The organism is Olsenella uli, from assembly GCF_016900775.1.
Classification (GTDB): Bacteria; Actinomycetota; Coriobacteriia; order Coriobacteriales; family Atopobiaceae; genus Thermophilibacter; species Thermophilibacter uli_A.
This window is the reverse complement of record NZ_JACJKN010000001.1, coordinates 221,549-242,362: the sequence shown is the minus strand read 5'-3', so window position 1 is coordinate 242,362 and position 20,814 is coordinate 221,549. Positions and strand designations below refer to the sequence as shown.

Sequence of the window (20,814 nt, the reverse complement as noted above, 5' to 3'; positions counted from 1 at the left end):
ATGACAATCTCCCCGGTCACCTTTGTCATCATGACAAAATGCCCCGGCACCTTTGTCAGAACTGACGGAGGAAGCGCATGTCGCCAGTCATGAGCATCCTAAGGTCGGGCAGGTCGTAGCGCAGGCACGCGATGCGCTCGACGCCCATGCCGAACGCGAACCCGGTGTACTTCTCCGCATCGATGCCGCAGTACTCGAGCACGTTGGGGTCGACCATGCCGGCGCCCAGGATCTCGAGCCAGCCGGTGCCCTTGCAGAAGCGGCAGCCCTTGCCGCCGCAGACGCCGCAGGAGACGTCGACCTCGCAGGAGGGCTCGGTGAAGGGGAAGAAGTGCGGGCGGTAGCGCGTGGCGCGGTCCTTGCCGAAGATCTGGCGCAGGAAGTAGTCCATCGTGCCCTTGAAGTCGCCGAAGGTGATGCCCTCGTCCACGACCAGGCCCTCGATCTGCGTGAACTGCGGAAGGTGGTTGGCGTCGGCCGTGTCCGGGCGGAAAACCGTGCCCGGGCAGATCATGTAGATGGGCGGCTTCTTGTTCTCCATCACGTGCACCTGGACGCCGGAGGTCTGGGTGCGCAGCAGGATGTCGGACTCACCCTGGACGTTGGTCTCCTCGGCGTGCGCCACGGTGCCCGGGGCGTTATCCACGAGGTAGAAGGTGTCCTTGGCCGAGCGGCTGGGGTGGTCCTCCGGGGCGTTGAGCGCGGTGAAGTTGTACCAGGTGGTCTCCACGTAGGGGCCGTCCTCGACGGTGTAGCCGAGCCCCGCGAAGATGTCCTCGACCTCCTCGCGGATCTGGCTGATGAGGTGCTGGGTGCCCTGGGAGAGGCGGCGGCCCGGCAGCGTCACGTCGACGGCGTCGGCGGCCATCTTCTGCTCCAGGAGCGCGGCGGAGAGCTCCTCGCGGCGTGCCTTGAGCGCGGCGTCCACGTTGCCGCGCACGGTGTTGGCAAGCTGGCCCATGGCCGGGCGCTCCTCGGGGGCAACCTTGCCCATGGAGCGCATGATCTGGGTGAGCGAGCCCTTCTTGCCGAGCACGCTCACGCGCAGGGCCTCGAGGGCCTCCATGGTCTCGGCGGCGGCGAGCCCCTGCTGGAACTGAGCCTCAATCGCCTTGAGGTCGTCGGACATCGACATCGTGCAATCCCTTCTCTACTAAAAAGCCGCCCTCCGGCAGCCATGCTGCTGCCCAAGGACGGAATGCTCCGCGGTACCACCTCGGTTGACGGGCGGGTTTTCTCTCCCGCACGCCCTCTCGTTATGCCCCGTTCCGTGGGACCCCCGGCTTCCCTACTGAGCGTGCGGAGGGGGCGGTCGCTTTCGCGCGTGTCGCGCGTGACCGTCCGAGCGTGCAGAAGTGACTGTCCCCTCTGCGCGCCGCACGACCGTTCAGGTCGCGGCTGGTGGAGTGAACTCCGGGCCTCTGCCTTGGAGGGGGCTCTCAGCCGGTGACCCCCATCTCTTGTCCGCTGGCAACGCGACGCCCAGACCTCTCCGTCATCGCCTAGCGTGACATGGTAGCACAGCCAGGCAGGCGACGCACCTCCATGCGCAATTACCCCCTTGGTGCGAAGAATCGAGCCCCGCCCGCGCAATCAGAGCCTTGGTGCGAAGGGTTTTTCACCCTATGGAGGAAAGGCGCCTTCCGGCCACCTGCGATTATGTGAGATGAAAGCATCAGCGGGCGGTCGCAGGGCGCATGCCTGAGCGAAATGGCTTCGCACCAAGGCGCTGATTGCGCAGGCGGGACCAAACGATTCGCACCAAGGCCCCAATTGCGCAGAAACGGACCCCCTCGCGCCCGCACCAAGCCAGCTGCTACGAGAACGTCAGGGCGGAGGCGTCCGCGGCGTCGAGCCATGCGATGTAGGTGTTGGGATAGTGGCTGGCGAGGAGGCGCCCCACGTCGACGCTCAGGCAGAGCCGCGTCAGCGTGAGCAGGCCCGCGGGCGACGTCAGCTCCTCGAAGCTCGAGACCTCCCCGGCAAGCTCGTTGACCACCCGCTCCACCGTCTCTCGATCGGACGGGTCGTATGGGCACTCCGCCCCCATGCTCCCCTCATACGACGAGCGCATGGCGGCATACGCGCGGCCAAACCCCTCCTGCCCCTCCGCGGGCAGCCACACGTCCTGCCCGTAGCGCCCGTAGCCCCACCCCGAGAGGGGCAGGCGCGGCACGAGGTCGGAGGGGTTGAGCACGTTGAAGATGTTGTCGTAGGCGGACCCGCGCGCATCGTCCGCGGAGGTGCAGTTGGGCGTGGCAAAGGTGTACGCCCGCACGTCGCTGGCGGAGGGAATCGCGCCGTGGGCCCCGGCGGCGCCGTCCGCGTAGCTCGCCAGGAGGTTGGCCACCGCGCCGCCGCGGCTGTGCCCGCAGAAGAGGTAGCTCCGCTCCACCCCGGGCTCGAGCTCGGCGGCGCGCGCCTCGAGGTCGGCGACGATCTCCGCGGCGGCGAGCGTGAAGCCGAGGTGGTCGGCATCCCCCAGCTCGCTCGCCACGTCGGAGGTCCCCTCGATCCGAACGTTGGAGAGCCACTCGGACCCATATGACCCGCGCACCACCACGACGCAGAGCTCCTTCTCGGCCCCGGTCTCCCGGGAGCGCAGGCGCTTGGTCGCAAGGGTGTAGGCGACGACATCGGTCCCGTCGAGAAGCCCCCTCAGCTCGTCGAGCACCTCGCTGCGATATCGATAGGACGCCGTGGAGACCTCGTCGAAGCCCAGGCTCGCAAACGCGTTCTCCGCAAAGGCGGGCGCGGTCGAGCCCTGCTGGTAGTACGCGCTCTCCGCGTTGGCCACGGCGGACAGGACGGCGCAGGTGTGCGCGAGCTCCTGGTTGTAGGCGGTGGGGTCCTGGAAGAACCACTCGTCGTCCCACACGACCGAGGAGCTGACCTGGTGGCCCTCCCCCGAGAAGAGGGCGGCGTACTCGATGCTCGTCGTGAACGACGAGGGGCGCTCCACGGCGCTGACCTCGGGCGCGATCACCGCGTTGGTGCCCGTCGCCTGCTCGATGCGGCGGGCGTGCAGCACCGCGGCACCGGCAAGCGTGGCGCTGTCGAGCAGGACCACGGTGACGAGCAGGGCAAACAGCAGGCTCCGCCGCCTCCTGGGACGCGCCCGTCTCCCGCCGTGAAGCTGCATTGCCACCTCCGTCCGCCCTTTTGACCATGATACCCGGCAACGCGCCGCAGGTGACGGCCGCCGGGCAACGTGAAGAAACCGTTAGGAAGACGGCGGGGCGCCGAGGGGGGTCGAGTTCCTAGAGGAGCGCGAAGCGCACGAAGTTGTACGCGCAGATGACGATGATGAGCAGCAGCGCGAAGATGTAGAGCCGGTCGACGGCCGAGCCGTCCATGTGCCTCAGCAGCTTGCGCCCCACGACGGACCCGAGCACCGCCATGAGGCACATCCCCACGAGCACGGCGATCTCGAACTCCGGCATGACGCCACTCGCAAGCGAGTAGAGCAGGCTCGCGGACTGCGAGAACGCGATGATGAAGAGCGACGCCTGGGCCGCCACCTTGCTCTCCATGGCGAAGAAGAACACGAGGATGGCCAGGTTGAAGGGGCCGCCGCCAATGCCCAGAAAAGACCAGCACGCGCCGGCCAGAAAGCCGATGACGGCCTGGGCCGCCGGGCTCTCCAGCCTCATGCCCTCGATGCGGGCTTTGTTGAGGGTGTAGGCCAGCACCAGAACGGAGAGGGCGATGAGCACCGCGGCCTGGACGGCGCCCACGAGGTCGGCGTCGGGGAAGACCGCGCTCAGCTGGTTGAACACGACCTTGCCGCAGACCCCTCCCACCGCGGAGCCCGCGGCAATGGGGACGAGCCTCCGGGAGTCGATCGAGGACGAGTGTGTCGCGGCGTTCTGGATAAGCGTCGAAAGGGACATCACGAGCACGGAGACGCTCGAGAGAAAGCTCACGGCGCTCACGCTCATGACCCCCATCGCGTCGACGATGGGCTTGATGATCACGCCGCCCCCTATCCCGCAGAGCGGGCCGAGGAGGGACGCGAGGAAGCAGACAACAAAGACGGGGACAAACTGAAGGCTCATGCCTCACTCCTCATGGTTGCAAAACGGAACGCCCCCTCCTCAGGCGGGGCGGGAGCCAGCCGACGGGAGGGCCTATGCGTCGGGAGGGCTCGCCTCGAAGACGTCGCGCACCTGCTCGAGGTACGCGTTCGCGCGCTGGGTGTCCCCCTTGTTCTCGTATTGCACGGAGAGCAGGTAGAGCAGCGTGGTCCGCTCCGGCCCCGTGGCGTCCTTGAGCTCGGCCTCCATCTGGTCGATGTAGGCCGAGCTCTTCTCGGCAAAGATCGCGTAGGTGCGCTCGCACCCGGCGAGCTGCTCGGGCGAGGCCTTCTCGCGCAGCTCCCCGAGCAGTTCGCCCGCGCGGTCGTAGTCCTCCTGCTCCACGAAGAAGTTGAAGGCGCGCAGGAGCAGCACGAGCCGCTGCTTGTCGCTCGAGCCCAGGGCGAGCATCTCGTCGATGGTGGCGCGCGCCGCCTCGGCGTCCGAGAGGCACATCTGCGCGTTGAGGCGCATGTAGAGCTGGTTGTAGCGCGGGTAGACGACTCTGGCGACCGGCCCGTCAAGGACGCGCAGGCAGCCCTCGAAGTCGCCCTGCTCGAAGAGCTTCTCGTAGCGCGAGAAGATGAGGCGCTTCTGGACCTCGGTGTAGACGAGCGAGATGACGCAGAGCGCCACCACGATGATTCCGATCAGCCTGAGGTCCATGTGCCTCTCCTCCCGGCGCCCCGCTGGGCGCCCTAGTCCCTCCCGAGCACGGTGCGCGGCGTCCTGCCCACGACGAGCTCGTCGTTTGCGACGTAGCCCTCCTCGCGGCCGCGCAGCTCGTCTATGAGTATGGCACGGAGCTCCGCCACGCGCTCGGCATGGGCCGGGTCGCGGGAAAGATCGTGCTCCTCGCGCGGGTCGGCGTCGAGGTCGAAGTAGCGCTCCACGCCCGTCTGGGTGAACCAGACGTACTTGTCGTGCCCGGTCAAGATCCACTGGTTGGACTGCTCGCGGCTGCCGGCGTGCTCGCCGTGGAGATAGGCGCGCTCGAGGTTCTTCTCGCCCGTGATCTCACCTCTGAGCGAGGAGCCCTCCACGGTATCGGGCACCTCGGCGCCCACGAGGTCGAGCAGGGTGGGCATGACGTCCATGAGCTCGACCACCGCGTCCGAACGCCGGGGCGCCGGCCGGCCCCCCGGCAGCACCTTGGAGCCCACGCGCACGATGAGGGGGATGCGCGCGCTCCCCTCGTAGGGCAGGACCTTGCGAAACGAGCTGTGGTCGAAGAGCATCTCGCCGTGGTCGGCCGTGAAGAGCACCACGGTGTTCTCGTAGGTCTCGTCGTTCTCGAGCGCCGTGATGAGCCGGCCGATCTGGTGGTCGAGGTGCGTGATGCAGCCGTAGTAGCCCGCCATGGCCTCGTGGCGCAGCGTGGCGTCGCGGCAGCCGTGCGGGCTGTCGAGGACCATGCCGTCGCGCTCGGTGGCCTCGGCGTCGTCCCAGTCGCCGTGCGCCGGCTCGCGCAGCTTACGGTCGAGGTACGGCTGGTAGTAGGCCGCGGGGGCGTCGAAGGGCGGGTGCGGGCGCACGAAGCTCGCCATGAGGAAGAACGGGCGGGTGCGGTCGCGTGTCTCGAGGAAGCGGATGGACTCGTCGACGACCCAGTTGGTGGGGTGCAGGCGCTCCTCGTAGACCCAGGGACGCGCGATCCAGGAGTTGTTCTCCACGCCCGTGCCGTTGACATCGGCCTCAGGGCCCAGCTCGGAGCGGAGGAAGCGCAGGTAGTCGTCAGAGACGTCCTGGTGCATCCAGTGCGGGAGGTTGGCCTTGCGGTAGTGGCCGATGTAGCCGTCGTGCAGGCGCAGGTGCTGGAAGCCGCAGGCCAGGCGCGGCGGGTGCACGTGCATCTTGCCCACCATCGCCGTCTGGTACCCGGCGGCCGAGAACTCCTCCGGCATCATGTGCTCGTAGCGCCAGGGGACGCCGTCCTGGTAGCCCACGCGGCCGTTGGTGGCCGGCGTGGTGCCCGTGAGCAGCGACGCGCGCGCCGGGATGCAGCTCGGGCACGCGGCGTGGGCGTTCTCGAAGTAGGTGCCCTGCGCGGCGAGCGTGTCCAGATAGGGCGTCTTCACGTCGGGGTGGCCGTCAAAGCCGAGGCAGTCCCCCCTGAACTGGTCGCACATGATCAGGACGACGTTGGGACGGCGGCTCTCGAGGCCGTCATCAGAAATGCCTGCCATCAGTCCTCCCTGTCTGTGAATTGGGGACAGTCCCCGATTTGCAGAAACGTTTTATGTGAATTGGGGACTGTCCCCAATTCGCTGGCGCACGAGCGCGTGGGCCATCTCGGCGAGAGGCTTGTACGCGTGCTCGAGAAACTCCCGGTAGCCGCAATACGTCTCGTCATAGTACGAGGCGTTGAGGCGCTTGCAGTTCCGATGGCAGATCCCCTCGAACGGGCAGTCGGCGCAGGCCGCGCACTCCCGGCGCGGCTCTGCCAGAAACCCGCGCATGACCGCGCAGGAGGCCATCTCCTCGAGCGAGTCCTCCCTAATGTTGCCGCAGCGGTACTCGTCGAGGGCATAGAAGTCGCAGGGATAGACGTCGCCGTTGCTCTCAACGACGAACTGGGGGGCGCATCGGCCGAGCATCCCGCAGGCCTGGGGCCACTGGCCCAGCGAGAGCTGCATCACGTTGTCAAAGAGCCCCACCGAGAAGGCGCGCCCGGCGCGTGCCTCGCGCAGCCAAAGGTCGAAGAACGTGCGGTAGAACGAGAAGAACGCGCGCGGGGTGAGGGCGTACTCCTCCCCCTCCCCGTCGAAGCCCGCCAGGCACGGGATGAGCTGCACGTAGTCGATCTTCTCGCGCTGGTAGAACTTGAACACCCGCTGCGGGTGCCGGGCGAGCTGCGCCGAGAGCACCGTGAGCACGTTGAACTCGACGCCCGCCTCGCGGAGCATCCGGATGGACTCCATGACGCGCGCGTGCGTGGGCCCCAGGCGGATGTCGCCGCGAAGGCTGTCGTGGAGCTCGCGGTAGGCGTCGACGGAGACGCCCACGAGAAAGCCGTGCTCCCGGAAGAAGGCCGCCCACTCGGGCGTGAGGGAGTGGCCGTTGGTCTGAAGCGCGTAGCTCACGGTCTGGTTGGTGCGGCGCGCGTCCACGTAGGCCGTGAACGCGCGGAAGAAGTCGAGCCCTGCGAGCGTGGGCTCGCCGCCCTGGAAGGCAAAGGTCACCTGCGCGTCCGGGCCGAGCCCGAGGGCCCGGTCCACGAGCGCGCGCACGGTCCCCTCCGACATGCGCTCCCTCACCGCGTGCGCGCGGTGGTCCGCGACGTCACGGTAGAAGCAGTACGAGCAGCGCATGTCGCACGCGCTCGACGCCGGCTTTATGAGGAAGCTGATGTACTTCACGTCTCTCCACCCGTCACGCGGCCCAAAACCTGACAAACTACCCTGTCACCTTTGTCAGGTTTACGCAAGGCCGAGGCGGGCGAACTGCTCGGCGGGGGCGCCGTGCTCGGCGAGGCCGCGCCTGAGCAGCCCGATCATGCGCTCCTCCGCGGCGGCGTCCCTGCCCACGAGGTTCACGGTCTGGCCGTAGTCCGCCTCCAGGTCGAAGAGCATCGAGTCGTGGACCTCCTCGAGGCAGTCCTCGCGCTGGTCGATGTTGGCGGGCTTCCTGCACGGGAACCTGTAGACGGGGTAGTCCGTCCACGAGAGGAAGCGGCCCATCTCGATCTCATCCACGCAGTCGGTGCCCATCTTCTTGCGGATGGTGTGCGGGATCGCCGCGTACTCGTAGCAGGGCTGGTTGCCCGGCACGGGCGCGCGGAAGTAGGTGTGGCGGCCGTCGGTCACGTTGACCGTCATGGCGTGGACGCCGTAGAGGGCGTAGTCGCGCGTGGGCGCCGCGGCGTCCGTGGCGAGCGGCATGAGCGAGGTGCCCATGACGGTCTCGGGCACGGGGCAGCCGTGGGCCTCGAGCACGGTGGGCATGAGGTCGATGGCCTGGGTGAGCTGGTGGGCCCGCTCGCCCGCGCGCTCCCCGTGGGGGAACTTCACGATCAGCGGCAGGTGGGCCATCTCGTTGTACATGTGCATGTAGTTCTTGCCCAGGTAGTCGCGGCTCCCGAGGAAGTAGCCGTGGTCCGTGGTCACGATGACGGTCGTTCCCTCGTACATGCCCTTCTCCTTGAGCTTGTCGACGAGGGTTCCGAACCAGTGGTCGGTCATCGTGACGAGCGCCTTGTAGCGGCGCTGCACGTAGTCGACGGCGCTCTCGGGGATGTCGGTGTCGGAGACGCGCTTGTAGGGCGGGATCTCAAAGTAGTCGCGGTCAAGCCCCTCGGAGCCGCCGTACTCGTCCATGTAGCGGTCGGGCACGTCGAAGGGCTCGTGCGGGTCGAAGGCCTCGACCATGAGGAAGAAGTCGTCCTTCCCCTCGTTCTGGTCGATGAACTCGCACGCGGAGCGGAAGGTCCTCGGGGAGGGCATGTCCTCCTCGCTGGGCCACCTGAGGCGGTTCTTCTGGTACTGCTCGCGCACGCGGCCATAGAAGGTCTCGGGCATGTTGTCCGGCTCGTCGATGCGGCTCACCCACGGGTCGCCCTCCTGGCCGCGGAAGAACTCGAAGGTGTTGAAGAGCTGCAGGTAGCCCTCGCCGCCGGTGCGCGCGTAGTGGCAGTGGTCCGTTGAGATGTGCGTGCGGACGCCCCCGGCGCGCAGGCAGTCCACGAGCGTCACGTCAAAGGGCTCGATCGGGCCCCAGGGACGCTCGAGGAAGTTGTAGCGCCCGCACATGATGTCGCGTCGGGCCGGCATGCAGGGCGCCGAGCCGATCCAGTGGTTGTCGAAGGTGACCGCCTCGCTCGAGAAGGCGTCGAGGTTCGGGGTTCGCGCGCTGCCTCCGGGGTTGTAGCACCCGAGCGCGTCCCGGCGCAGCGTATCCATCAGGACGAGTACGGTTCTCATGGGTCCTCCGAAAATTGATACGAGGCGCCCCGCCCAGAGGGGTGGGCGGGGCGGCGGGCAGGGCGCGTCTTACGAGAAGATCTTGGGGAAGCCGGGGATGTAGTAGTTGAGGGCGAAGAGCGCCAGGCACACGGCGATGATGCCGAGGATGATCTGGGCGGAGTTCTTGCCCTGCCCCTTCTTCAGGAGTCGGTAGCAGATGAAGGTCACGATGATCGGCAGCAGGCACGGCAGGACGGAGTCGAGCTGGGTCTGGAGCACGAGCGGGTCGCCCTCGCCGAAGGAGAACTCGATGGCGGTCTTGAGCTTGACCGTCGTGGCGATGAGGCCGCCGGTGACCATGACGCCGAGGACGTTGGCGGCGTCGCCGAGGCGGTCGAAGACCTCGACGCCGAACTTGTCGACGAGCGCCATGCCGGACTCGTAGCCCTTGTGCAGGCCGAAGTACTTGAGCGGCCAGTACAGGAGGTTGATGAGCAGGAACATCACGAGCGGGCCGATGAGGCTGCCGTTGTCGACGCACAGGGAGGCGCCGATGGAGCCCGCGATCGGGAACCACGTGAGGTTGAGCAGCGAGTCGCCGATGCCGGCGAAGGGGCCCATGAGCGAGGTCTTGATCGCGGTGACGGTGTCCTTGTGGTCCTCGTCGGTGTTCTCCTCAACCGCCGTGGCAATGCCGAGGATGAACGGAATCGCGATGGGGTGCGTGTTGAAGTACTCGAGGTAGCGCTGCATCGCCTTGACGCGCTGCTCCTTGGGGGCGTCCTTGTAGAGCTCCTCGAGGACCGGGGAGACGCAGTAGGTGAGCGAGAGAGACTGCATGCGCTCGTAGTTGTGGGCGAACTGGCAGCCCTGGGTCCTCAGGAGAACCCGGTTGAGCGTCTTCTTGGAAATCTTACCCATTAGAGATCATACTCCTCGTCCTCGTCGCTGACAGGGGCGTCGACGGCTGCGGTGGCCTGGGGCTTCTTGGTTCCCTCGACGACGAAGTCATAGAAGCCCGCGGCAGCGGCGGCCACGAGGGCGATGCCGATCGTCGGGACCTTGAGGAAGGCCGCGAGCACAAAGCCGCAGATGAGGAAGATCCACATGTTCTTCTTCATCATCATGGTGAGCAGCATCGCGAGGCCGACGGCGGGCATCATGCCGCCCGCGGTCGAGAAGGCGGAGAGGACCCAGGGCACCTGGTTCTGCAGGAAGCTCATGATGCTCTCGACCACGACCGAGCCGATGCCCGTGGCGATGAACACCGGGACGGCGCGGGTCAGGAAGAAGCAGGCGGCGCCGGCCCAGAAGTACTTGTTGACGGACCTGAACTCGCCGCTCTCGGCCGCCTTGTCGGCGCCGTGCAGGAACGTGATGTTGGTGGTCATCACGAGGATGTTGAGCTGCTGGACGAGCGTGGCGGTGGGGATGCCGATGGCCACGGCCAGGGCGATGGCGCTCGCGGTGTCGCCGCCGGACATGATGCCGAGGGCCGCGCCCACGATCGTGCCGGAGATGACGTCGGGCGGCACGTAGGCGCCGATGTTGTTGACGCCGAGCCACATGAGCTCCATCGTGGCGCCAATCATGATGGCCGTGGGCATGTCACCAAGGATGATGCCGACGCCCACCGAGGCGAGCAGCGGCTTTCTGAATCCGAGGTGCGGGCCAAACTGGTCCCAGGTACAAAGACCCGCCCAGATGGCAAGCAGCAGTGCTTGGATCATTTCTCCTCCTTCTGACGAAGTCGTCGCATGCTGACGGCGCGCCCTCTCCGCGCCGACGGTGCCTTGTGGTGCCCGGCCGCCGGGCCCGGCCGCGCGGGGGCGGCGCTAGGCCTCCGCGTGCGCGCCGGTGAGCAGCTCGGAGACGGAGACCTTGGGGTCGCGCGTGGTGGGCTGCATCCAGCACTCGACGCCCATGGCGATGAGCTGCTCAAACGCCGCGCGCTCCTCGGGGGTCACGGACATGTTCTTGTGCAGGCGCGTGCGCTGGTCGTTGTAGCGCATGCCGGAGACGTTGAGGTAGTCGAACGGCAGGCCGTTCTCGTGCATCCTGAGGGCGTCGATGGGGTTGGTGAAGAGCACCATCGTCACCTTCTTGAGCGTGGTCTTCTTGAGGACGTCGATGAACTTGTCGACGCCAAAGACCGAGACCTTGACCTTGGGGACGGCAAGCCCCGCGACGGACTTCTGCACCGGGTCGTTGGCGACCTTGTCATCCACGATGATCACGGACTCGATGCTGTTGTCCGGGATCCACGTGGACGCCAGCTGGCCGTGGATGAGGCGGTCATCGATGTCAACGAGCTTGAGTGCCATGTTCTTCTCCCTTTCTCTGGGGCTTTCGTTTGGTGCCTGGGGCCCGCGGGGCGCTCCGGACGGGCCTGGTGCCGGTGGCGCGCGGGCTAGAGGTCGAGGTCGTCCTCGTCAGAGCCGTCCTGGGCCATCTCGACCTTGATCTCGGCGAGGGTCTGGGCGTGCGCCGCCTCGATGAGCTGGCGAATCTCGTCGGCGTCCGCGGCCTGGTCGCGGGAGAGCAGGAGCTCTATGAGGACGGGCAGGCTCAGGCCGGTGAAGGCGACCATATCCATGCCCTTGAGGATGCTGCGCGAGATGACGTTGAACGGGGTGCCGCCATGGATGTCGCAGATGGTGACGATGAGGTCGCAGGTGGCCCTGAGCTCCTCGTAGGCCTGGGCGAACTCCGCCTCGAACGCCTCGGCCGACTTGTTCGCCGTGAGCGCGAGCGCGCGCACGTCCTGCTGGGGGCCGGCGACCATCTCGACGCTGCCGAGCGCCGCCCGCGCAAACTCGCCGTGGCTCGCAACGATGACGCCTACCCTCATGGTGCTTCCTCTCCTCCGCGCGGCCGTGCGGCCGCTCTTTTTTCATAACAGAACAGAATTGGATTTAAATTGTTCGTTTCTGTTCGGAATGATGGTATCCAAATGTTCGGAATTTGTGTGTGTAACTCGTCATCTCAGCGTAAGAATGGGGGCGGACGGTAGGGAATCGTCGGCGACCGTACCGATAGAGCTGCCGCTCGAAGGAAAATCTGCAAGTTGTCAAAAGTTGTCAGCTTGCGGACGCGATGTGCGACTCGCCCGGTATAGTGTTGTTCGAACAGTCATGCGGAGGTGACGGAAGACCCCATGCTCAAGGCCGAGCGACAGGACCGGATCGTAGAGATGTGCCGCGTACGCGGCACCGTCTCGGTGCACGAGATCGCCACCACGCTCGGCGTCTCGGACATGACCGTGCGGCGCGACCTCGAGGAGCTCTCGGACGAGGGGCGCATCGAGCGCCTGAGGGGCGGGGCCAAGACGTCCGAGGGCGTGCGCGACCGGGCGCTCATCCGCGAGTCCGCCCACCTTGAGCGCCAGCTTCTCCACATAGAGGAGAAGACCAAGATCGCCAAGGTCGCGGCCTCGCTCGTGAGCGAGGGGGACACGATCTTTCTGGGCTCCAGCACCACCGTCGAGCTCGCCGCGCAGTTTCTGCCCGTCATCCCGCTGCGCATCGTGACCAACAGCCTTCCGATCTTCAATCTCTTCGTCGACGGCGACATCCGCGAGATCATCATGCTCGGCGGCACCTATCGCCCAAGGTCCGGCACCTTCATGGGGCCCATCACCGAGAACGCGCTCGCCTCGCTCGGCTTTGACAAGGCCTTCATCGGCGTCGACGCCCTGCGCGACGGCCGGCTCTTCACGAGCACGCTCGACGCCGGCAGGCTCTACAGCACCGTCTTCGACCACGCCACGGAGTGCTTCGTGCTCGCCGACAGCAGCAAGATCGGCTCGCGCGGGTTCTACTCCTTCTTCTCGCTCAGGCCCGAGGACACCGTGATCTGCGACGACGGCGTGGACCCCGAGGAGCTCGAGGCGCTCCGCGCGCACGCGCGGGTGCTGTTCTAGGGCACGCGCCCAGACGGCGAGAAGAACCCGGCTGCCGGCAGGCTCCCTGCGCGCCGCTGTGCGGGGCCGTGGCGACGTTCTTCTCGCCGCGTTTGTCGCCAGGCCTCCGCACGTCCGCTGTGCGGGGCCGCCGCGACGTCCCCCACACCGCATCCGTCGCCGAACCCCCGCACGTCCGCTATGCGGAGCGGATGCGACGTTCCCCACGCCGCGTTTGTCGCCAAACCTCCGCGGAAGGCTGTGTGGAGCGGCCGCGACGTTCTTCTCGCCGCATCCGTCGCCAAACCTCCGCGCAACCGCTGTGCGGAGCCGTCGCGACGTTCCCCGAACCGCGCCCGCCGCACGGCGGCCCCGCAGCCGCCGGCGGAATCCTCCCCACAGCGGCATCGTGCCAATTTGTTCGAATCTGTTTGAAGCAAATGAAATCGAGTACACTTCTCGCAGATTCACCTTTGCAGGCCATCCTGGGGAAAGGACAGCTATGAGAATCGTCATCGGATCTGACGCTGAGGGCATGCCGCTCAAGGAGACGGTCAAGGCCTACCTCGCGGAGCTCGGTCACGAGGTCGTGGACAAGAGCGAGGAGCCGGCCGCGGACCTCGTGGACTCCACCCTCGCTGTCGCGCGCGACCTGCTTGAGAACCCCGACAGCCTCGGCTTTGCCTTCGACCGCTACGGCGACGGCTCCTACATGGCCGCCTGCAAGGTCAAGGGCATGGTTGCCTGCGAGTGCTCCGACGAGCGCTCCGCCTTCATGACGCGCCAGCACAACAACGCGCGCCTCATCACCATGGGCTCTGCCGTCGTGGGCGACGAGATCGCCCGCGGGATCGTGCGCGAGTTCCTGTCTGAGCCCTACGCCGGCGGCCGCCACCAGATCCGCGTGGACATGCTCAACAAGATGGCCTAGCAGGCGCGTTGACCCAGCTCCGGCGCCAAGACCCAAGACCCAAGACCCAAGGAGGACTCACCATGATCATCGCGATCGGCTGCGATCATATTGTCACCAACGAGAAGATGGCCATCTCCGACCACCTCAAGGCCTGCGGCCACACCGTCATCGACTGCGGCACCTACGATCACGCGCGCACCCACTACCCCATCTACGGCAAGGCCGTGGGCGAGAAGGTCGCCTCCGGCGAGGCCGACGCCGGCGTGGTCATGTGCGGCACGGGCGTGGGCATCACCAACGCCGTGAACAAGGTCCCGGGCGCCCGCTGCGCGCTCGTCCGCGACATGTCCACCGCCGTGCACGCCCGCGAGTGCCTGAACGCCAACGTCATCGGCTTTGGCGGCAAGATCACCGGCGAGTTCCTCATCGCCGACATCGTGGACGCGTTCCTCGCCGCGAGCTACCAGCCCACGCCCGAGCGCGACGCCCTCGTCGCCAAGATCGACGCCATCGAGGCCGGCTGCGACGCCGAGGCCCAGGCGGACCCGCACTTCTTTGACGAGTTCCTGGAGAAGTGGGACCGCGGCGAGTACCACGACTAGCCCCCGCGCTCTCCCCGGCGTCGCCCGCAGGCCGCCGTCGAACGCAAACCTCTGGCGATTGGGTGGCATTCCTTATATCAATCCGTTTCTTTATAAGATATGCCACCCAATCGACGCCAAAACAGCGCAGAACAATAAACCATCGCATTAAAAAGCGAGAAGAACTCGGCGAAGAGCCGGCGGGGACATCAAACATGCCACCCAATCGCACCCGGGTTCTGCGGGGGTGACGCGCGGCGCGCCCGCTACAGCCAGTCGAGCCCGGCAGACGGCGACGCGGGGGTGCGCCGCGCCGTCAGCTCAACGCCGCGCTCGCGCAGGGCGCGCAGGGCGGCGAGGTCGCGCTCGTCAACGGCCACCGCCGGGGCAACCCGGCGCTTGCCGGCCGCCATGTGCAGGTTGCCCACGTTGACCGCCCGCGGGCGCACCCCCGCCTCCACGAGCGCGAGGGCATCCGCGGGCGTCTCCACCACCGCGAGCGTCGGGGTACCGCCTGACGCCCGGAGCGTGCCCGCCGCCTCGGCCACGCCCTGGAAGAGCGCCTCGACCCCCTGGGGGACGGCCATGCGCATCACGCGCTGCCGCATGGGGTTGGCGGCGACCTCGTCGTTGGCCACGACGATGCGGCGCGCACCGAGCGCGCGCACCCACGCGGCCGCCACCTGCCCGTGCACGAGGCGGCTGTCGATGCGCACGAACGTGCCGTCGGGCCCCGTCATTTCCGGCCTTTCTCCCAGTGGTACCCCAGTGGTTTCTATCTTACCCGCACGCAACGGGATAAGATGCAGTGAGGACACGCCGCAATGACCCAGAAGGAGACGCCATGATCTCTACCGTCACGCTCAACAGCTCCATCGACAAGGCCTACCAGCTTTCCTGCCCGCTCGTCGACGGCACCGTCATGCGCGTTGAGACGTGCATCGACAACGCCGGCGGCAAGGGACTCAACGCCGCCCGCGCGGTGGCCACCTGCGGCGAGAAGATCGTGGCCACGGGCTTTGTGGGCGGCAACAACGGCCGGCTCCTCTGCGAGCTCCTGGACGCCGACGGCATCGAGCACGACTTCGTCCACGTGGCCACCGAGACGCGCTGCTGCATCAACGTCCTGGAGCCCGACGGGCGCTCGACGGAGTTCCTCGAGCCCGGTCGCCCCGTGACGGCCGACGAGGTCGCCGCCGTGCGCGAGAAGGTCGGCCAGATCGCCGCGCGCGCCGACGTGGTGACCTTCAACGGAAGCGTGCCCAAGGGCTGCGGCGACGCCATCTACCGCGAGCTCGTGGAGATCGTGCGCGCGGCGGGCAAGCCGGCGATCCTGGACACCTCGGGGGCCCTCCTCGTGGGCAGCCTTCCCGCGCGGCCCGCGATGATCAAGCCCAACACGGACGAGATCCAGGCGATTCTGGGCCGCAAGCCCGAGTCCATCGACGAGATCTACGCCGCCGCGCGCGAGGTGCACGAGACCTACGGCATCGAAAAGGTCGTGGTCTCCCTGGGCGGCGACGGCTCCGTGATGGCCTGCGCGGACGGCGTCTTCCGCGGGCGGGCTCCTAAGATCGACGTGGTGAACCCCGTGGGCTCCGGCGACACGATGGTGGGCGCCTTCGCCGTGGCCATGGCGCGCGGCATGGCCGTGGAGGACCAGCTCGCCTTTGCCATGGCCTGCGCCTCCGCCAACTGCCTCACCCCCTCGACCGGCCACTTCGACATGGCCGTGGCCGACGAGCTGCGCGCGGGCACCAGCGTGGAGCGCGTAGCGTAGAGCCGGCACCAGCGCAACCACCCTCCGATTGGGTGGCACCCTTGATGCATGGGCATCCATCCGGACCACAATGACCGCCCGGCGAGAAGAACGACCTGCAGAGACGTTCTTCTCGCCGGGCGGTCTTGTGGATGCGGGCACCGGGGGCGCTCCATCAAGGATGCCACCCAACCGCGGGCTCCTCTGGCTCGCACGCCGCCGGAAAGCGCACCCTCTGCGCCAAACCGGCCGCGTCTTCCCACATGACACAGCGCACCCTCCGCAGCGGGCGCGCTTTCCGGCGGCGCGGCCCCTCCCTAGGGGGCAGGCCGCAGCTCGAGCCGTGCCGAGAAGAACGGCGCGTCCCCCGCGTCCACGCCCACCGTCAGCGTGCCGCCCATCGCCTCCGCAAGCGAGCGAGCGACGGCAAGGCCCAGGCCGCTGCCGCCGGCGCTGCGCGAGGCGTCCCCCTGGTAGAAGCGCTCCGTCAGGCGCGCGGGGTCTATCCGGGCGGCGTCGGCGGGCGCAACGGGATTCTCCACCGTGAGAGCCGTTCCTTCCAGACGGACGAGCGGGGCGCCGCTGCCGTGGGCAAGCGCGTTCTCCAGCAGGTTGCCCACCACCCGGGTAAGCGCGTCGGGAGCCGCGAGCACGAGCTCGCTCCGTCCCAGGCGCACGTCCGGATCCCAGCCGCGCGCGGAAAAGTCCTCGTATCGGGCGGCAAGCGCGTCCGTCACCGTGACGGCGAGGTCGCACGGGACGAGCTCGGGCCGCCAGGACGGGTCTGCGGCGCGGGCGTAGGTGAAGAGGTCGTCCACGAGCACGCGCATGGCCGCGAGGCGCTTCTCGGCACCCTCGAGGTAGCGGACGGCACGCTCCGGGTCAGCAGTGCGGCGGGCGAGCTGCAGATAGCCCTGGGCGCCGGCGAGCGGCGTGCGGATGTCGTGGCTGAGCGCCGCGAGCTGCTCGCGGAAGCGCTCGTCCGCACGACGACGCTCCAGGTCTCGCTCGAGGTCCGCGTCCAGGTGGCGGTCCACCGCCCGGGCGAGCGCCACCACCGCCGGGTCCGCGGACTCCAGGCGCGCACGAGGGGCGGGAGAGACGGCGGCGCGATCGAGCAGCTCCGCCAGCCGCGCGAGGTCGCGGGCACGAGCCGAGAGGAGGCCGTCCCCTCTCATCGTCACACCGTCCTTCTCGCCATTGCGGAGCGCGCCAGCGCGAGGAGTCCCGCCAGCCACGCCAGGGGCACCACGAAGGCGCGCAGGGGGTCGAGCGGCATGAGCCGCGCGGCCATCGCGAACATCACGTCGGCCTTGAGGCCCTCGAGGGGCAGCGCGAAGCCGATGGCCTCGGAGAGCGTCATCCCAAGGGGCGTGGGCGAGCCCTCCGGCACGACGATCAGCACGAGCACGCAGAGCACGAGGAATGCCACGACAACGAGGCCCGTTGCCGCAATCGCGCTCTGGCTCCTCGTGACGAGGCCCGCCACAAAGCCGACCTCCGCGACCGTGAGGTACGTGAGCACGCCGGCGAGCACCCGGCCCGGGGCGCACATCGCCGGGGACGCGGCGATGACGGACGCGCCCGGCACCAGCGCGCCGGCGATTACGTCCAGCGCCGCCGCCACTGCGAGCAGGCCCAGGGCGAGCGCGGCCGCCGCCACGAAGCGCGAGGCCACATAGCCCGCCCGTCCGCGCTCCGTGCAGCACGCCGAGCGCAGGGCGCCACCGCGCTGGTCGAAGGCCGCGACCCCCGCCCCCGCAAAGAGGACGACGAGCAGGAGCGCCTTGTCGCGGAAGAGCGAGTCCTGCAGGCCGTAGGTCACCCCCTGCGTCACGCTCCAGGCGGCATACGCCTTGCCGAGCACGACGAGAGCGAGCGCGACCCACGTCCGGTAGTTGCGCACGAGCGCATAGAGTGCGGCGCGAAGCTGGTTTGCCATGGTGGGACCTCCTTTTGGTCTAGAGCGGGGCCCGCACCATCACGCGGCGCGAGAGCGCCCAGAAGACGATGACGTAGGCGACGGGCAGCACGACGAGGCGGGCGTCGGCCACGAAGGCGTCGCCGAGCAGGCTGCTCGGCAAGATGGGAACGATAAGCTGGAACGCCCCGAAGGCGAGCTCCTGGGAGAGCGGGATGAGCACCGCCACCAGCACGAGGAGCAGCGCGTTGAGCACCCCCGCGCCCAGGATGACCGCCGCGAAGAACGCTGAGGCAAAGCCACGGGGGCTCCGGGCGAGCCACAGGAGCAGCATGCCAAAGACGGCGTACGTCCAGCCCACCAGGATGTGGGCCGCCACGCGGAGCGCCAGCTCGCCCGCAGGCATCCCCTCGAAGACCACGCGAGGGCCAAGAAGCGGCGCCATGCCCAGCAGCACCGACCACAGGCCGAGAAGAACCGCGAGCACCAACGCCAGGATCGCCCGGGAGGCCACGTACCCCTCTCGCCCGCGCCCCACGAGGACGGCCGCGCGCAGGCCGCCCGACGAGACGTCGTGCGTGACGATCCCCGCCATGGCGAGGCAAGTACCGAAGAGGGCACCCGTGCGGACGATGCCGAGGAGGCCCGACTCAAACATCACGTGCATGTTGGCGTCAGGGAAGAGCAGCACCAGCAGGATGGTCGACACGGCGAGCAACGCCGGCAGCACGAAGGCGCCCTTCACGTAGGCATCGCGCGAGGCAAGAAAGAACGCGGCACGGAGCTGGTTGGCAAGGTTGGTCATGGCGCTCACCTGCCCTTCTCGGTAGCTGCATCGTCGATGAGGCGAACGAGCTCCGCCTCGACGTCGGGCGTGCTGGCGGCAAGCTCCATCACGGCGATACCCGCGGCCAGGAGCACCTGCGCCAGCACCGCGCGGTTAGGCTCCCCGCCGCCCGGCGCCGTCACGCGCAGGGCGCCGTCCGGCAGCATGCGCACCGTGAGACCCGGCAGCTCCTCGGCGAGCACGGCCACCGCGCGCTCCGGCGCGTCGACGCGCAGCATGAGGTAGGTGGCGCAGGCGTCGGCGAGCTCGTCGGAGGTGAGCTGGCGCACGAGGGCGCCGTCGCGCATGATGCCGTAGTGCGTGCACATGCGCTCGAGGTCCGCGAGGACGTGCGAGCTCACCACCACGGTGACGCCACGCTCGCGGCTGAGACGGACGAGCAGCGCGCGCAGGTCCGCCACTCCGGTGGGGTCGATGCCCGTGAGCGGCTCGTCGAGCAGCAGCACCTCGGGATGGCCGATGAGCGCGAGGGCGACGCCGAGGCGCTGGCGCTGCCCGGTTGAGAGGTCGTCCACGTAGGAGCCGCGCGGCCAGAGCAGGCGGCGGCGCCCGTCTCCTGCGGCGCGCGCGTCGAGGCCCACGAGCTCAAGCGCTTCTCGGCACGCCCTCTTTGGGTCCGCCAGGCCGAGCACCAGCGCACGGTTCATGAGGTTCTCGAAGGCGTCGAGCCGCCCGTAGACCGCCGGCGCCTCCACGAGCACGCCAAGCCGCGGGTCGGACTCGCAGGGCCTGAGCTCGCGGCCGAGCACGGACACCGTGCCCGCGTCCTGCCGCATGAGGCCGGCAATGAGCTTGAGCAGCGTGGACTTGCCCGCGCCGTTCTTGCCCACGATCCCAAAGACCGAGCCGGCCGGCACGGCGAGGCTCACGTCGCGCACGGCACGCACCGTCCCGCGCGAGAAGGACCTGGAGAGGCTGCTCGTCTCTATGGCGTTCATGGGACCTCCCATCCTCGAGTTATCCCAAGACTACCCGGCAGGCATGGGGAAACCCTTCAGAGACTTACAAGACTTCGACAAGGAGTGCGAGAGGGGTGACCGCCCCCCTTGCGCAGCGCTACGCGGAGAGCTTGAAGCCAATGCCCCAGACGGTCTGGAGGTAGGAGTCCGTGCCGGAGGGGCGCAGCTTGGCGCGCAGGTTGCTCACGTGCGTCGAGATGGTGCGCTCCTCCGCGAGGGCCTCCTCGTTGCGGACTATCTCGAAGAGGGCCTGCTTGGTGAAGACGCGGCTCGGCTCGCGCATCATGGCGGCGAGGAGGTCAAACTCGGTGCGCGTGAGGCGCAGGGCGGCGCCGTCCACGGAAAACGTCCGCGCGGCCGGGTCGAGCGCCCAGCGGCCAAAGCGCAGCAGCCCCTCCGGGCGGGCCCCGGGGCCGCGGTCGCGCAGCTGCACCTCCACGCGCGCGAGCAGCTCGTCAAGGTCGAAGGGCTTGACCAGGTAGTCGCTCGCCCCCAGGCGGAGCAGCCCCACGCGGTCCGTCACGGCCGACTTGGCGGAGGTCACGATCACGGGCGCCCCCACGCCGGACGCGCGGAGGCGCCCGATGAGCTCCTCGCCCGGCATGCCGGGCAGCATGAGGTCAAGGATGACGAGGTCGAAGCGCAGGTTCTTCTCGCCCGCGCGCTCGGCGAGCAGCAGCGCCTCGGTGCCGGAGAATGCCGGGGTACACGCGTACCCCTCGCCCCCGAGGAAGGTGCAGACCACCTCGGAGAGCGCGGCGTCGTCCTCGACCACGAGGACGCGGAAGGTGTCAGGCCCCGTCTTCATGGCACGAGTATAGCCCTGAGCGCCGCCCCCCTCCGGGTACGTACACTCCCCTTCCGGGTACGTACGAGATTCAATTATTTGTTTGGTACCTTGCAAAGTGCGCGCCGCAGGTAGAGGAGCTATCGAGAAGAACATCAATCAGGAAAAC

At 68.1% G+C, this 20,814-nt stretch carries 21 protein-coding genes; 4 read left to right on the top strand and 17 right to left on the bottom strand.

Annotation, left to right across the window (positions count from 1 at the left end; genetic code table 11):
* Positions 1-55: 55 nt before the first annotated feature.
* The 11 genes from pheS to H6A23_RS01055 form a co-directional block, all read right to left on the bottom strand.
* A complete protein-coding gene (gene pheS, locus H6A23_RS01105; protein ID WP_286165707.1) occupies positions 56-1,135 on the bottom strand; it encodes a phenylalanine--tRNA ligase subunit alpha in 1,080 nt (359 codons plus the stop codon).
* Between the two features lie 681 nt (positions 1,136-1,816).
* Positions 1,817-3,142, bottom strand: coding sequence for a lipase family protein (locus tag H6A23_RS01100; protein ID WP_204830351.1), 1,326 nt, complete (start codon positions 3,140-3,142; stop codon positions 1,817-1,819).
* A gap of 118 nt (positions 3,143-3,260) precedes the next feature.
* Positions 3,261-4,058, bottom strand: coding sequence for a sulfite exporter TauE/SafE family protein (locus H6A23_RS01095; protein WP_204830350.1), 798 nt, complete (start codon positions 4,056-4,058; stop codon positions 3,261-3,263).
* Between the two features lie 72 nt (positions 4,059-4,130).
* Positions 4,131-4,742, bottom strand: a complete 612-nt coding sequence (locus tag H6A23_RS01090; RefSeq protein ID WP_204830349.1) for a hypothetical protein — start codon at positions 4,740-4,742, stop codon at positions 4,131-4,133.
* Positions 4,743-4,774: 32 nt separating this feature from the next.
* Complete coding sequence (locus tag H6A23_RS01085) at positions 4,775-6,262, bottom strand: arylsulfatase (RefSeq protein WP_204830348.1); 1,488 nt, start codon at positions 6,260-6,262, stop codon at positions 4,775-4,777.
* Between the two features lie 51 nt (positions 6,263-6,313).
* Complete coding sequence (locus H6A23_RS01080) at positions 6,314-7,435, bottom strand: radical SAM/SPASM domain-containing protein (protein WP_204830347.1); 1,122 nt, start codon at positions 7,433-7,435, stop codon at positions 6,314-6,316.
* 60 nt (positions 7,436-7,495) lie between these two features.
* The gene (locus H6A23_RS01075) at positions 7,496-8,995 is read right to left on the bottom strand and encodes a sulfatase-like hydrolase/transferase (RefSeq protein WP_204830346.1); all 1,500 of its coding nucleotides are present in this window, start codon (positions 8,993-8,995) and stop codon (positions 7,496-7,498) included.
* A 69-nt stretch (positions 8,996-9,064) separates the two neighbouring features.
* Entirely contained in the window at positions 9,065-9,898 is an 834-nt protein-coding gene (locus H6A23_RS01070; protein WP_204830345.1) for a PTS system mannose/fructose/sorbose family transporter subunit IID, read from the bottom strand.
* Positions 9,898-10,707, bottom strand: a complete 810-nt coding sequence (locus H6A23_RS01065; protein ID WP_204830344.1) for a PTS mannose/fructose/sorbose/N-acetylgalactosamine transporter subunit IIC — start codon at positions 10,705-10,707, stop codon at positions 9,898-9,900. The genes H6A23_RS01070 and H6A23_RS01065 overlap by 1 nt, the downstream gene beginning before the upstream one ends.
* Before the next feature lie 105 nt (positions 10,708-10,812).
* Complete coding sequence (locus H6A23_RS01060; RefSeq protein WP_204830343.1) at positions 10,813-11,301, bottom strand: PTS system mannose/fructose/N-acetylgalactosamine-transporter subunit IIB; 489 nt, start codon at positions 11,299-11,301, stop codon at positions 10,813-10,815.
* Positions 11,302-11,387: 86 nt separating this feature from the next.
* Positions 11,388-11,828 carry a PTS sugar transporter subunit IIA gene (locus H6A23_RS01055; RefSeq protein WP_204830342.1) on the bottom strand — a complete coding sequence of 147 codons (441 nt, stop codon included), beginning with the start codon at positions 11,826-11,828 and terminating at the stop codon, positions 11,388-11,390.
* Between the two features lie 306 nt (positions 11,829-12,134).
* Here H6A23_RS01055 and H6A23_RS01050 point away from each other — a divergent pair, with 306 nt between their 5' ends.
* The 3 genes from H6A23_RS01050 to lacB all read left to right on the top strand — a co-directional run bounded on the left by H6A23_RS01050 (position 12,135) and on the right by lacB (position 14,393).
* Positions 12,135-12,899, top strand: coding sequence for a DeoR/GlpR family DNA-binding transcription regulator (locus H6A23_RS01050; RefSeq protein ID WP_204830341.1), 765 nt, complete (start codon positions 12,135-12,137; stop codon positions 12,897-12,899).
* Between the two features lie 481 nt (positions 12,900-13,380).
* Complete coding sequence (lacA, locus tag H6A23_RS01045; protein WP_204830340.1) at positions 13,381-13,809, top strand: galactose-6-phosphate isomerase subunit LacA; 429 nt, start codon at positions 13,381-13,383, stop codon at positions 13,807-13,809.
* A gap of 62 nt (positions 13,810-13,871) precedes the next feature.
* The gene (lacB, locus tag H6A23_RS01040; protein WP_075279557.1) at positions 13,872-14,393 is read left to right on the top strand and encodes a galactose-6-phosphate isomerase subunit LacB; all 522 of its coding nucleotides are present in this window, start codon (positions 13,872-13,874) and stop codon (positions 14,391-14,393) included.
* Positions 14,394-14,638: 245 nt separating this feature from the next.
* Here the strand turns inward: lacB and H6A23_RS01035 are convergent, their stop codons facing one another.
* On the bottom strand, positions 14,639-15,112 hold the full coding sequence (locus H6A23_RS01035) for a PTS sugar transporter subunit IIB (RefSeq protein WP_204830339.1): 474 nt from the start codon (positions 15,110-15,112) through the stop codon (positions 14,639-14,641).
* Between the two features lie 104 nt (positions 15,113-15,216).
* Between H6A23_RS01035 and H6A23_RS01030 the strand changes: the two genes are divergently transcribed.
* Positions 15,217-16,152 (top strand): 1-phosphofructokinase family hexose kinase, encoded by a 936-nt coding sequence (locus tag H6A23_RS01030; protein WP_204830338.1) that lies wholly within the window; start codon positions 15,217-15,219, stop codon positions 16,150-16,152.
* A 296-nt stretch (positions 16,153-16,448) separates the two neighbouring features.
* Here the strand turns inward: H6A23_RS01030 and H6A23_RS01025 are convergent, their stop codons facing one another.
* The 5 genes from H6A23_RS01025 to H6A23_RS01005 form a co-directional block, all read right to left on the bottom strand.
* A complete protein-coding gene (locus tag H6A23_RS01025) occupies positions 16,449-17,309 on the bottom strand; it encodes a sensor histidine kinase (RefSeq protein WP_286165731.1) in 861 nt (286 codons plus the stop codon).
* 2 nt (positions 17,310-17,311) lie between these two features.
* A complete protein-coding gene (locus H6A23_RS01020; RefSeq protein WP_204830336.1) occupies positions 17,312-18,073 on the bottom strand; it encodes a hypothetical protein in 762 nt (253 codons plus the stop codon).
* 19 nt (positions 18,074-18,092) lie between these two features.
* Entirely contained in the window at positions 18,093-18,866 is a 774-nt protein-coding gene (locus tag H6A23_RS01015; RefSeq protein ID WP_204830335.1) for a hypothetical protein, read from the bottom strand.
* Complete coding sequence (locus H6A23_RS01010; RefSeq protein WP_204830334.1) at positions 18,863-19,837, bottom strand: ABC transporter ATP-binding protein; 975 nt, start codon at positions 19,835-19,837, stop codon at positions 18,863-18,865. Before H6A23_RS01010 ends, H6A23_RS01015 begins: the two co-directional genes overlap by 4 nt.
* Before the next feature lie 118 nt (positions 19,838-19,955).
* Positions 19,956-20,666, bottom strand: coding sequence for a response regulator transcription factor (locus H6A23_RS01005; RefSeq protein ID WP_204830333.1), 711 nt, complete (start codon positions 20,664-20,666; stop codon positions 19,956-19,958).
* Positions 20,667-20,814 lie beyond the last annotated feature (148 nt).